The following is a 13,361-nucleotide window of genomic DNA, read 5'->3' as shown; positions in this document are numbered from 1 at the left end:
AGAAAGAGTTTGAGCCTTATTTACTTTTCTTCACATAGTTTGGTTTTATTGCACCGACTTACTTATTGTTGGGTTTGTAGTCAGGAATTTAGTCATGAAAGCAGGACTAAAGTCCTAACTACGAACATTTACAGGAGTGTTTGCAGTAGGGGTTTATCTAGTGACAATTTACCTGTCCGCAACCATTCTGATAGTTCTTCTGGTGTTTGAGCTTGCTGGAGACGTTCCCGGAGTGCAGCACCTTCGAGAATTTCTTTTTGCAATAATTCCTGTGCTGTTTCTTCTAACAAATCACGGTTATATTGCAAGATACTCAAGGCAATATGATGAGCATTATCTACAATTTGCTTCACTTCCCGGTCAATTTCTTCAGCCACTTTGGGACTAATAGAACGGCGAGGATTACCATAACCTTCAATAAATTGTTGTTGAATTTTCTCAAAGGCTACAGGCCCTAAATGGTCACTCATCCCGTAAAGGGTAACGTAGCGTTCCGCTAAGTCGGTGGCTTTTTGAATATCATCACTTGCGCCGGTGGAGACTTTACCAAAGACGGTTTCTTCTGCGGAACGTCCACCTAATAAGGTGGCAATGCGCCCACGAATTTCGTCTTCAATCATTAAGAAGCGGTCTTCTTCCGGCATTTGAATTGTATAACCTAAAGCACCAACACCGCGAGGAACTACGGAAATTTTTTCAACTCTACCAGCACCAGGCATCAACGCCCCAACGATAGCATGACCAACTTCGTGATAAGCTACAGTTTTTTTCTCGGTTTCATTTAAAACACGAGAGCGTTTTTCTAGTCCAGCTACTAAACGTTCAATGGCTTCATTAAAATCTGCCATAACGACGGCTTGGCGATTTTGTCGTGCTGCTAATAAAGCCGCTTCATTGACGAGGTTGGCTAAATCTGCACCAGCAAAACCGGGAGTTTTGATGGCGATATTACCCAAGTCCACATCATCAGCCAATTTGACATTTCTGGCGTGAACATTGAGAATTGCTTCCCGACCAATTTTATCAGGACGGTCAACCACAACTTGACGGTCGAAGCGACCAGGACGGCGTAAAGCAGGGTCAAGCACTTCAGGACGGTTGGTAGCGGCGATGATAATTACGCCTGTGTTGGCATCAAAGCCATCCATCTCTGTAAGTAACTGATTGAGGGTTTGTTCTCGTTCATCGTTACCGCCAACAAAACCACCAGCACCACCACGAGATTTACCTAATGCGTCTAACTCATCGATGAAGACAATACAGGGGGCTTGTTTTTTAGCTTGTTCAAACAAGTCACGGACACGCGCCGCACCTACACCCACAAATAATTCAATAAACTCAGAACCAGAGATACTGAAGAATGGTACACCAGCTTCACCTGCGATCGCCTTTGCTAATAATGTTTTACCAGTTCCGGGTGGCCCAACTAACAACACGCCTTTAGGAATTTTTGCCCCTAATTTGGTGTATTTACCAGCATTTTTGAGGAAATCAACGATTTCTTCCAATTCTGCTTTAGCTTCATCCACACCAGCCACATCAAGGAATTTTACCCCGGTACTACCTTCAGAATAAATTCGGGCTTTGCTTTTACCTACCGTCAACGCAGCCGGGCCACCACCTTGACGATTGATTAAAAATGCCCAAATACCAAAGAAAATCAACGGAGGAGCAACCCAGCTCAGTAAAGTCCCAATCCAACCATTTTGGCTCGGTGGGGGTGCTGCAAACTCGACATGATTTTCCCGGAGAATTTTAGGTAAATCTAAATCAATCGCTACTGGTGTGGTAGTAAATACCTGCTCAGTGGCTTGACCTTCTGGTGTTTCACCTTTGATAGAATACTGAATGCGATCGCCACCCACAATTGCCCGATCTACCTTACCAGCTTGCACTTGAGCAATAAAATCACTATAAGGGACTTGAGGCGATCGCTGTCCGAAAAAGCTAGGAACAATAAAATTCAGTAGTAACAGCAAGGTCAGCAGAATCAAAAAACTGCCACCAAACTGCCGTAATCTAGGCGGTTTAATTTTTTTATTATTATCGGTTTCAACTGGCATTTTGATATTACCTCGATTGTAATTGGGCATGGGGCATTGGGCATTGGGCATGGGGCATTGGGCATTGGGCATGGGGCATTGAATAAAATTTCTACCTTGTCTCCCTTGTCTCCCCTGCTCCCCTGTTCCCCTGCTCCCCTGCTCCCCTGCTTCCCTGCTCCCCTGCTCCCCTGCTCCCTGCTCCCTGCTCCCCTGCTCCCCTGCTCCCCTTCCCTTGCTACTTTGTAAAGGTTTGTGTAGTTCTAGATTTATTGTAGATACTAGATAATGCAGCTTAAATTAGTGGACACCCCACCGCAAAATGTGTATTGCCGTACTCTTAGGGTTAATCAGATGAGTTTTATTGTGAAATTACTGGTAGTCTCAGCGTTGTTATCGGGTTTGATTAAGTATGTAGCTCCGAGTGTAGAGATTCCGGCTACAGACGCTATTGCTTTGATGATCGTTTTGTTACCTACAGTGATTATAGCGATCGCTCTGGCATGGCGATTCCAAACACAAAAACAAACTTAACTAAAAACCCCTAGGCGAGAATGGTAAAAATCAGCTAACCTACTGGAACTGCTAGGAATCTGCGTCACGCCAAAAGCTGGGAGTTAATCTGTGAACCTTGGTCAATGGATCGGCTTAATCGCCATAGTTCTATCGTTATATATATTGTGGCAAATCAAAGAAGTTTTACTACTGATGTTTGCCGCAGTTGTCTTGGCTACTACCTTAAATCGACTAGCAAGGCGTTTTCAAGGGGCAGGACTCAAGCGGGGATTGGCTGTTTTCCTGTCGGTGATTATATTTTTAGCTGTTTTCATTGGCTTTTTCTGGTTGATTGTCCCACCTTTTGCCCAGCAGTTCCAAGAACTGACCTATCGCGTACCTTTAGGGTTGAACCGCTTAAATACTTGGTTAAATGAATTAAGACCTAGAATCCCACCCCAGTTAGTTAGTTATATACCGGATATTAATAGTCTCATTCAACAAGCACAACCTTTTGTGAATCGTGTTTTAGGAAGTTCTTTTGCTTTTGTTTCTGGTTCTTTAGAAGTTGTTTTAAAGGTATTATTAGTCTTGGTGTTAACGGGAATGTTATTAGTTGACCCCTTGGCTTACCGCAGAGTATTTATCAGGTTATTTCCTTCATTTTATCGCCGTCGTGTCGAGGGTATTTTAGATAAGTGCGAACTTTCCTTAGAAGGATGGGTAACAGGCGCACTAATTGCGATGGGTGTAGTGGGATTGATGAGTGTAGTTGGCTTGTCAATTCTACACGTCAAGGCCGCTTTAGCTTTAGGTGTGTTAGCAGGATTTTTAAATTTAATTCCCAATCTTGGCCCCACAATGAGCGTAGTGCCAGCAATGGCGATCGCGCTTTTAGATAATCCTTGGAAAGCTGTTGCTGTCTTGATTTTATACTTTATCATTCAACAGGCAGAAAGTAATTTTATTACCCCTTATGTCATGGCACAACAAGTTTCGTTGCTGCCAGCAGTGACATTAATTTCTCAATTATTCTTTGTGACTTTCTTCGGCTTTTTAGGCTTATTTTTAGCGTTGCCATTAACTGTTGTCGCTAAAATTTGGGTACAAGAAGTATTAATTAAAGATGTTTTAGATGAATGGGGAAATCAGCATACTCAAGAAACTGAGTTAGTGATAGTTTCCGAGTCTCGTGAAGTTGGTGAAGATGACACACAGGAGAAACAAATTAATAATTTCAATGATGATGTTGTATCTCAAGAAGATTAGTTATTTCATCAATTACTTTCTATAAACTTCCTTGCGGTGCTGACAATGAACTAAAAGAACTATTAATGCTGTATCATCAATTTCATATATAAGTAGAACGGCGTGAATAATTCAAGGTTTGTAGTAGGGACTTTAGTCCTCTCTTAAGGGCTAAAGCCCTGACTACAAGCTAATTCACTTGAGCAAAACCAGCGATTGATTTCTTGCTCTACCTTGTGTGCCTACAACTAAAAAACACTGCCGCCAGCACTATTAAACCCAAAAGCACTACAGGCACAGAAAGATTAGGCAAGTCTGATAAATCCATGAGGCAGTTGTTTTTAGGGATAATTCCTGTTATATAGCAAACAGGTAACAGGGGGGAATGATTATGACATCTCCAGACAAGGTGATCTGGCTACAGGAGCGTACAACTTTAGGCATTCTCTCATCAGAAGTGCTAAATGCGATCGCTCCCCTGATTCAAGAACAAGTCATACCCCAGGGAAGTAGCCTCATTCCAGAAGGGCATCCCCCCACAGCAGTTTATATTCTGGTTGATGGTCAACTAGAAACTGATATTACTAATAAAAATCATCCTGTTTTTCCCTGTGGCTTCCTTCCAGGTGCAGTTATTCACCTCAAGGAATTACTTTTAAATGAGTTAACGCCATACACAATTACTGCTGTTACAGAATCTCATGTCTGGGTTGTGCCGGCGGCTGAGTTTCGCACTTTAGTTAGTCAGTATCCCGAAATTACTCACGCTGTTTCTCGACAACTGGCGCAGGAATTAGCACTGGTGACATCGGCGTTAAGTTATGAACAAGAACGGGCTATAGCTTTGCGCCCTTATTTAGTCACCAAAGCACAACGGGGAATTGTGGGTACAAGTCGCTATGCGGTGCGGTTGCGCGAACAAATTCGTCAGGCGGCATCTGATAGGAAATCTGTGGAAATTTTCGGCGAACCAGGTTTAGAGAAAGATAATATTGCGGCTCTGATTCATTTTAGTTCCCCCAAACGTCGTGAACCAATTATTAAAGTTAATTGTGGGATTTTGCAAACTAGCGGTGCAGATTTATTCGGACGTGCTGAGGGCAAACCGGGACTATTGGCATGGCTAGGGGAAGGAAGTCTAATTTTAAACAATATTCAAGATTTACCCTCAGAGTTATTACCGACAGTAGCGGAGTTACTCAAAACCGGGACATACACCCCTGTAACTCGTCCTGGAGAAGCAATAGCTACACCCCGCACCAGCAAAGCCAGAATTTTGATAGTTTCTGAAAAAGCCCAGTCCCAAATTGAACGCTGTGTAGGACATATTATTAAAGTGCCGCCGCTACGAGTGCGAAAGGCTGATATTCAAGCTCAGGTAGAATATTACACTAGTTTGTATGTGCGATCGCGGGGATTACCTAAACCCCACATTACCCCAGAAGCTTTACGTCGCCTCCAGTCCTATGATTTCCCTGGAAATCTCAAGGAGTTGAAGAACCTTGTAGAACGGGCAATTGTCCAAGTTGGTAAGGGAAGGGAGTTAACAGAAGAAATTTTCTGGGCTGCTGATCCTAAGAAAAAGCAATTTCGGGTAAATCTGTTGAATGCTTATCCTCGGTTGCGGCGATTTTTGCGGAGTGATTGGTGGCCAGATAAAATCAACTATGGTTTTACTGTGGTGGTTTTTGCCTTAGTTGTGGGTGTATTATTTGTTGGGCCACAAACACGCGATCGCAATTTCGCTTTAAATTTATTTTGGGCTTGGTGGTGGCCTATTTCTTTATTCATCTTTCCCTTTGTTGGGCGGGTGTGGTGTGCTGTTTGTCCGTTTATGATTTACGGCGAAATCACCCAAAAATTATCTTTGTGGCTATTTCCTCGCCAACTGCAACGGTGGCCAAGAGAGAAGGCTGAAAAATGGGGCGGCTGGTTTTTATTTGGTTTATTTACCTTAATTTTTCTCTGGGAAGAACTCTGGAATTTAGAAAATACTGCCTATCTTTCCGCTTGTTTACTATTATTAATTACCGCCGGGGCAATGATTTTTTCGGCTCTGTTTGAAAGACGGTTTTGGTGTCGCTATCTTTGTCCCATTGGCGGCATGAATGGTTTATTTGCTAAACTTTCCATGACGGAACTAAGGGCGCAACAGGGAATTTGTTCTGCTAGTTGTAATACTTATCAATGTTATAAAGGTGGTGCAGCAAAAGGCGAAGGAATGGAAACTGATGGCTGTCCTTTATATTCCCATCCAGCACAGTTAGAAGATAATCGAGATTGTGTGTTGTGCATGACTTGTTTAAAAGCCTGTCCCCATCGTTCTGTAGAATTTAACTTGCGTCCTCCAGGAATTGAATTGTGGACAACTCATGCACCCCGCAACTATGAAGTTGCTTTGTTGTTGTTACTGTTGGGGGGTATCTATTTACATCGTTTACCAGAGTTGCAAACTTGGTTAGGATTACAGTTAAATTTAAGTCAGTTTTGGCTACATTTGGGAATCTCGCTGTTAGCTTTAATCATTCCTACGGCGGTTGTGGTTGCTGCTTATGGTTGTATGAAACTATTCCATATTGTCCGCAAACCCCGACGATTTATTGAACTCGCCTATGGTTATTTACCTCTGGTATTGGGAGGTAATTTAGCTCATTACCTACGTTTAGGTTTGGGTGAAGGGGGCAAGATTTTACCTGTGACGTTTGCTACTTTTGGTATCAGTGGTGAACAACTACCAATATTAGTAGCACATCCAGCCGTGATTGCTTTTTTACAAGGTGCGACTTTGATTTTTGCAGTGTTGTTGACAATTATATTGACGCAAAAGATAGCCCGACAACCATTGAGAGCTATACTATGGCAACATCTAGCCGCGATCGCTTTGGGTGTGAGTATGTGGATGATAATTGTGTGATGAGTAAGCTTAATTTTAGAGATTTGATTCAATACCAAATATGAGGTTTTCATATTCAGCCAGCGCACGTTTAAAAGTATATTTATTTTCGTAAATTTGACGTGCTTTTTCTCCCATCAACCGAACTCTTGCACTATCGCTAGCTAATTCATTGATGACATCAGCAAGGCGTTGCGGGTTATTAGGAGGGGTATTAATCCCACAACCAGAATTTATTAATAATTGGTCAATGTATGAATCGGGTGAAGATATAGCAATAATTCCCCGTCCTGCGGCTAACATTCCGTAGAGTTTAGAAGGTGCAACAATCGACTCTGCTCCAGAAATTAGGCTAACAATGGAGATGTCACAGGCTGTAAGGGATAAGGGAAGTAATTCTCTAGGCTGGTAAGGTAATAAAAGAATATTTTTGAGTTTGTGAGTTTGAATTGCTTGTTCAACTAATTGAGTTTTCGCTCCATCACCAATAAAGACAAATTGAATAGACGTATCCTTCAGGATTTTGGCTGCTTCAGTAATGGTTTCAATATCATGCAGTCTACCCAAATTACCAGAGTATAAAACTGTGAAAACTTTATCAATATCATGCTGTTTGGCAAACTCATTTTTTTGTTTATCACAATTAGTGATATCTTCTACTGCCCAGTTTTCAATGACTTTTATTTTGGCTTGTAATTCAGGATATTTTTTTTCTAAAAAGCACTGCATAGAACTGCTGAGTAATATAATTTCATCAGCATATTGATACGTTAAGTATAATAATTGGCTAAAAAAAACAAATAAAAAACTATTTTTTTGAAAAATGCCAGACATTACAGCCGACTCTGGAAAGATATCTTGAAGTAAAAAATAATATTTACCTCTGCGAAAAATTTTAAATATAGTCCCTATAATTCCAGCATATGGTGGATTAGAAGCGATCAGTAAATGGGTAGTATTGGGTACGGATAATGCTACATATTTTAAAGCACCTAAAAGAAAAAATATTGAACTAATAACTTTACTGAAAATGCTAGTGCTAGCCGTGATAGGAGAAAAGGCGCGGTAAACTTTGATTTGATAGGATAATTCAAGTTCAGTGTTATCTATATGAGAACCTGTAAATATATTGACCTCATAGCCTTTTTGGGAAATCCCTGTGGCTAAATCAGTCATGAGTTGAGCAGTAGCAGCATGGCTAGGGTAAAAGTATTGCGTAATAATTGTCAGGTTTTCTGTAATTTTTTCCATGTATTTATTGTGGAATTATTAAAGAGGTAATCCAGATTTTTTACGTCTCAGTTCTATGATTTTTACCACTGTCATAAACTCATACATGGCATAAAGTAGACAGAAAATCAGAGCCGTTATTCCTTCTAAAAAACCTAACCTTATAAAATACATTTGTATGAACCTAGCAATAGGACGCAGAACCCAAAGTTTAGCTGCGAGTAATCTAAGTTTTAATTTACGTTCAGTTCCTAAAGCAGTAGATTCACCTGTTTCTAAAAATTCCACAACTTTTTGAGCATCCCAAGAAGAATAGCGATTATGCCGTTCTAACCAATCTCCAAATCCTTTAGAGTTAGCATAGTGATCGTAAGGAAGGTTAATTCTGCCAACTTTAGCACCAGCAGAAAAGTATTCCCAAACTCCACCTGTGAAAGTGACTTCGCCTAGTTTGAGTAACCGAGAATGCCAATTAGGATATCCTTGTGTAAGCTTGAGCCATTTACCCCAAAATATATAACGGGCAGGCAGTTCGTAAGCATTGTATTGTTGATTATTTTCAGAACATACACGCTGAATTTCTGTTGCTAAATTGGGTGGAATAATTTCATCGGCATCCAAAAAAAGTACCCATTCACCCTTTAATTGACAATTTTTTAAAGCCCAGTTACGTTGTTCAGAAATTTGGAATGGTGGGTTTTGAATATGAGTAAAAACTTTAATTCCTAATGATTCCGCTAACTGTATTGTGCCGTCAGTGCTACCTGAGTCTACAACAATAATTTCTTGACACCACTGTAAAGAATCGATACATCGTTTCAAATTACAAACTTCATCTTTTGTTAGAATAATTGCACTGAATATCATAATTCATATATAATTAATCTCTTGTACAATAAAAGTAACCTAGTTTTCCATGATCTGCACGCTTGACTGTAAATCCTTGTGATTTTAAAGTTTCTTCCAATTCATCAACATTACCTTTATCTGGATGATATTCTAATGCCATATTTTTAACAGATTTAGTCCAAGATAAATCTCCTTTAAATAGATAAAATTCACCGCCTTCAACATCACATTTTAAAAAATCACAATATCCTACATTGTCTAAATATTCATAAATATTAAATGTTTTTATATGAGGATTTGATTCTAGTAAAGATTGTGTCCAATCATCATAAAAACCACCAACTACAGCACATTGAGTTACAACACGATTTTCATATCCGTTTTGTTTTATATTATTATGTATAATATCAATAAATTCTGATTTTGCTTCTATAGCGTAAACTTGTGCATGAGGTGCTTCTAATAGAGCAAAAACAGTAAATGCACCTCCATTTGCGCCTAAATCCAAAATATTTTTTGCTTCCCTTAATTTACCCTTTTTTGTATAACAAAAATGACCGTAAATTTCCCTAACTACTCCAAATCCTAAATTATCGAAATGAAGTTTATTTCCATTAAAACAAACGTCAAATGATTCACCAAAAATTTTATCTACAATTCCTAAACTTCTAGTTTTTAAGACTATATTAAAATGTTTAAATACCCCAGATAACCAACGAACATACAAAGATGAAGGTAGAATTTTCTGAACTAGCAATAATTCTTTAATAAACCGATTCAAATTATTTAGCACAATCTTCTCCAATAATACTAATGTAATGATTTGATACTTGCAAAGAAGTGTTTGCAATTGAAAACATAGTCTTGACCCATACTCTTGATTCAGATATTACTGCTTGTATGTTTTGAGGAACTTTAATCAATTCCCCAATAGCCTCAGTCCACTCTGATGCAACTCTAGAACGTACCCACCCCACTCCACCTTCAGCAACCTCATTATGTAGTCCCACTTTGTCGGAAATTAAAACCGGACATCCACAGGCTAAAGACTCAACAACTACATTCCCAAAATTTTCATGACGACTGGGCAAGACGAATAAATTAGCAGCAGAGTATATTGCTGGCAATTCTTTTGGTTCGCATCTTTCTATAAAGATGACTTTGTCTAATAGGTTTGCAGATTGAAACTGCTGCTGTAATTGTTTTTTAGTGCCATCGTCATCACCACCAACAAAAACCATTCGCCAGTTGAGATGTCGTAAGGGTGTTAAAGCTTGCGGTAATAAATCTAAACCTTTTTTGTGGTGGAGACGGCCTACATTCAAAAGTACAAAGTCATCTTCACTAAGGTTTTGAGATTTACGCCATACTTTTGCTTCTTCTAAGGCTGGTTGCCAAAATTCAGTGTTTAATCCATTAGGAACAATAAAAGTTTTTCCTAGTAATTGTAGCCAACGACACTCTTGTAATTCTTGCTTGCTAGTGTAGTGGATGCCAGCTGCATTTGTCACATTAAAATTTTCTTGCCAGAGATAATACAGTATTTTTTTAGCTGTTTTCTGCTGCCAAGAATAAGGCCCAAGCGCGCCTCTAGGGGAAACAACATAGGGAACACCTTGATTTTTTGCGGCTTTGCAAGCTGCTCCACTGGTGCGCTGCCAAACACCTGTGATATGGATAATGTCAAACTCTTTAGCTCTCGCTGTAACTGCTTGTTCCATACCTGGGGAATGAATACCCATTCCTGGTTGTTGCTGAAAATATGTGACTTTGACTCCATTACGGATGACTGGCTGGTTGAGGGGTAATTCTAATTGGTTTTCTAGCCCAGCATTAGAGGTAAATACTTCTATTTCATGACCAAGGGCGGCTAGTCCTTCACAAAGTTGGCTAACACTGAGAACAGGTCCCCCAAATTTCCAAGCTGGGGCATAAACCGGAATGTAATGAAGAATTTTAAGTTGATTTGACATGATTATTTAATTGTGGTTTTGCAGATAAAACCTCTCGTTTGTAAGTTGCCAATATTTGCGTGCAAATATCGTGACACCTGCGTTCAAAATTTTCATAAGAAAAATAGTCTAATCCTTGAGGTATAACTCCTTTGGGACGCTGTAAGGCTTCTAGAATTCCAGACTTAACTTCTTCTAGGTCTTCAGGGTTAACCAAAATGCCTAGTAAACCATTGCGTACTGCCTCCCGACTGCCATCAACTTTACTCGCCACTACAGGAATGCCGCAAGCCATTGCTTCTAAAAAAACAAAGCCAAATCCTTCTCCCTTGCTTGGCATTACATAAGCATCTGCTAGGCGATAGTAGTCAGCTTTTTCAACTTCGGCAACAAATCCTGTGAAAATCACTTGTTCTCTAAGATTTAGCGATCGCACTTTCGCTTCTAATCTTTCTCTATCTAATCCTTCACCCACTATTACGTAGACTAAATTAGGAATCAGTTCACTCAATTGTGGTAGCAAATCGATTACTTCATCAAATCCCTTACATCGTTCATAAGAGTCTAAACGTCCCAATGTCATCAAAACTGTTTTACCATTCAGTCCATATTTGGAAATAAGTTTATAACTGTGATCATTATGTCTATACTGGCCAATATCAATTGCATTTGGGAGTAAAAACTGTTGTGCCTTGGTTATATTTGCCCAAGATTGAAACCGATCCATTGTAATTTGACTAATCGAGACAATACAATCTACTGCTCTCAGGCAATAGTTAACTAGTTTGCCATGAGGTTTCCAGGCTTCTATGCCATATATTTCTAACAGGATAGGTGCTTTTGTCCACAGTTTAACGAACCAAGCCAGTGGTAGCATATAAAGATGGCCGCAGATAATTAAATCGAATTTTGGGTTAGATTTTATGGTTTGAATAATGGTACGAATATAAGCAAACTTACCGTCCAGTCCTGAAGTAATATATGTGAGTTTTTCAGGCAAATTTTCAATCTTATCAACAACAATTCTAGGAATAGCAACCACTTCATCACACTTTTCAAAATCGCAAAGAGAGTGTATCAAGTCTCGGTTATATTTTGATATGCCTCCTCTTCCCCCAAAGGCATCTGTGACCAAACAAAGCATTCTCATAATATTACTAATTACTTATTGTGACCTGTAAAAGATAGCTTAGTGCTTAAATTAATAAAGAAAACTAATAATCCTATCAAGATAAAGTCTCGAAGAAATGAATAAGTGACTATACTAATTGCACCAAGAACTGATGGAGTGTAAAGACGCAAAGATATGAAGGAAAAAGAACATAGCAAAGCTGGTTTAAGTAGAGGTTGCTTAATTTGACTCAATAAACGTCCTACACAAGTTAACCAAAAAGATAGGATTAACGAGGACAAAAAAACAATCAAATATCCACCTCTTTCAAAGGAATCAGCCATAAATGTTATTGGTGCAGATGTAAATTCAGTAATATTTACACCGTAGTTATCTCGTAATCTTTCTGCTCCGTCGTCTAGTGGTAACTTCTCTCCTGTAATAAATTTTGGGATGAAAATACTGATAACTCGTTCAAAGTTCCGTAAGCCAATATATTTTGGACTATCAACAACACCATCAATAACTAATTGTCCTGTTGGCTCTGTGATTCGAGTTAAAAGTCCAAATATCGGATCATCATATTTATTCCCCTGAAATTCTATATTTCCTAGCATTACCTGAGAAATAGTTGTCAAGCGATCGCTAAAATCCCCTTCTGAAAATTGCCTATCTGCACGAGCATAACCCAAGATAATTATAAAAGCCAAAAGCAATGGAATTAAACACAATGCAATATTTCTGATCATTGCAAACTTTACTTTTCCTCCATAAATTATCCCTATAAAAAATAAAAGGATAGAACGAATAACAGGTTCTCTTCCTCCACCCATACTAGAAAGTATTACCGCCGAAGATATAGAAAATAGTGGCAAGAAATTTTGATGTGAAAGAATCGGTAGTTTTAATCGAGTTCCTAGAAGAAAGAAAAAGATATATTGCAAACTACTAATACCACCCAGGAAATATAACGGTGAACCTACTGCTACACTTCCTCCCATTACAAACCTAGCATTGTAATAACCCAACGCAAAATTAGCAATAGAAACTAATATAAAGATAATACCTGTAATTACAACTCCATTCTGAGTTAAGTTATCTGGTAGTGCTTTGAAATGAAATTCTTTTTTCCGCAAATATTTAAATTTCAGAGCTATTAAACTTCCTATCAAACTTGCCCACATGAGCAAGTTAATCAAAATCATGGTGGTGATTGTATGCTTACCAATTTGATATCCTATAGATGGTAGTATATAAAAACATCCTAAAAAACCAACTACCCAACAAAGAATGTTTCCTGTCATGTAAGCAATAGAGAGTAATCGCAGTTCAATACTTTTCTCTATTTGTGAAATATAAATAATTATTAATAATGGTATTAACGCTAGGATACCTAGAGATAGTTCAAGTAAACCTAGAAAAGCACAAAGTATTAAAAATATTATCAGAAGCAAAATAGATGATTTGATAAACATTTATGATTTAAATAGCAAGGTATACATTGGTTATATTGCTATGCCAATCGCACTCTCATCTACCTT

Annotated in this window: 10 protein-coding genes; 3 read left to right on the top strand and 7 right to left on the bottom strand. The window is 38.9% G+C overall.

The features are described from left to right. Positions 1 to 128 precede the first annotated feature (128 nt). Entirely contained in the window at positions 129 to 2,063 is a 1,935-nt protein-coding gene (ftsH, locus tag ACPZ3T_RS12630; RefSeq protein WP_490277208.1) for an ATP-dependent zinc metalloprotease FtsH, read from the bottom strand. A 333-nt stretch (positions 2,064 to 2,396) separates the two neighbouring features. Between ftsH and ACPZ3T_RS12625 the strand changes: the two genes are divergently transcribed. From ACPZ3T_RS12625 to ACPZ3T_RS12615, 3 genes are all read left to right on the top strand, one after another. Beyond that, on the top strand, positions 2,397 to 2,576 hold the full coding sequence (locus tag ACPZ3T_RS12625; RefSeq protein ID WP_490276706.1) for a hypothetical protein: 180 nt from the start codon (positions 2,397 to 2,399) through the stop codon (positions 2,574 to 2,576). 90 nt (positions 2,577 to 2,666) lie between these two features. Continuing rightward, the gene (locus ACPZ3T_RS12620; protein ID WP_490276705.1) at positions 2,667 to 3,806 is read left to right on the top strand and encodes an AI-2E family transporter; all 1,140 of its coding nucleotides are present in this window, start codon (positions 2,667 to 2,669) and stop codon (positions 3,804 to 3,806) included. A 370-nt stretch (positions 3,807 to 4,176) separates the two neighbouring features. Further along, positions 4,177 to 6,699, top strand: coding sequence for an AAA-type ATPase lid domain-containing protein (locus ACPZ3T_RS12615; RefSeq protein WP_490276704.1), 2,523 nt, complete (start codon positions 4,177 to 4,179; stop codon positions 6,697 to 6,699). Positions 6,700 to 6,714: 15 nt separating this feature from the next. Here ACPZ3T_RS12615 and ACPZ3T_RS12610 read toward each other — a convergent pair whose 3' ends face one another. From ACPZ3T_RS12610 to ACPZ3T_RS12585, 6 genes are all read right to left on the bottom strand, one after another. Next, entirely contained in the window at positions 6,715 to 7,929 is a 1,215-nt protein-coding gene (locus ACPZ3T_RS12610) for a glycosyltransferase family 4 protein (RefSeq protein ID WP_490276703.1), read from the bottom strand. Between the two features lie 18 nt (positions 7,930 to 7,947). Beyond that, complete coding sequence (locus ACPZ3T_RS12605; RefSeq protein ID WP_490276702.1) at positions 7,948 to 8,730, bottom strand: glycosyltransferase family 2 protein; 783 nt, start codon at positions 8,728 to 8,730, stop codon at positions 7,948 to 7,950. A gap of 58 nt (positions 8,731 to 8,788) precedes the next feature. Further along, positions 8,789 to 9,550, bottom strand: a complete 762-nt coding sequence (locus ACPZ3T_RS12600; protein ID WP_490276701.1) for an FkbM family methyltransferase — start codon at positions 9,548 to 9,550, stop codon at positions 8,789 to 8,791. Continuing rightward, a complete protein-coding gene (locus tag ACPZ3T_RS12595) occupies positions 9,540 to 10,730 on the bottom strand; it encodes a glycosyltransferase (protein ID WP_490276700.1) in 1,191 nt (396 codons plus the stop codon). Before ACPZ3T_RS12595 ends, ACPZ3T_RS12600 begins: the two co-directional genes overlap by 11 nt. Next, positions 10,714 to 11,751, bottom strand: a complete 1,038-nt coding sequence (locus tag ACPZ3T_RS12590; RefSeq protein ID WP_490276699.1) for a glycosyltransferase — start codon at positions 11,749 to 11,751, stop codon at positions 10,714 to 10,716. Before ACPZ3T_RS12590 ends, ACPZ3T_RS12595 begins: the two co-directional genes overlap by 17 nt. Before the next feature lie 119 nt (positions 11,752 to 11,870). Then, complete coding sequence (locus tag ACPZ3T_RS12585) at positions 11,871 to 13,295, bottom strand: hypothetical protein (RefSeq protein ID WP_490276698.1); 1,425 nt, start codon at positions 13,293 to 13,295, stop codon at positions 11,871 to 11,873. Positions 13,296 to 13,361: the final 66 nt, after the last annotated feature.

The sequence above is a fragment of the Aliinostoc maniaoense genome (genome assembly GCF_058172895.1).
The sequence above is the reverse complement of the archived record's forward strand: the minus strand, read 5'-3'. Positions and strand labels throughout refer to the sequence as shown.

Coding starts and splice junctions, on each gene's coding strand:
- ftsH (WP_490277208.1), bottom strand. CDS start 2,063: ATGCCAGTTGAAACCGATAATAATAAAAAAATTAAACCGCCTAGATTA.
- ACPZ3T_RS12625 (WP_490276706.1), top strand. CDS start 2,397: ATGAGTTTTATTGTGAAATTACTGGTAGTCTCAGCGTTGTTATCGGGT.
- ACPZ3T_RS12615 (WP_490276704.1), top strand. CDS start 4,177: ATGACATCTCCAGACAAGGTGATCTGGCTACAGGAGCGTACAACTTTA.
- ACPZ3T_RS12610 (WP_490276703.1), bottom strand. CDS start 7,929: ATGGAAAAAATTACAGAAAACCTGACAATTATTACGCAATACTTTTAC.
- ACPZ3T_RS12595 (WP_490276700.1), bottom strand. CDS start 10,730: ATGTCAAATCAACTTAAAATTCTTCATTACATTCCGGTTTATGCCCCA.
- ACPZ3T_RS12585 (WP_490276698.1), bottom strand. CDS start 13,295: ATGTTTATCAAATCATCTATTTTGCTTCTGATAATATTTTTAATACTT.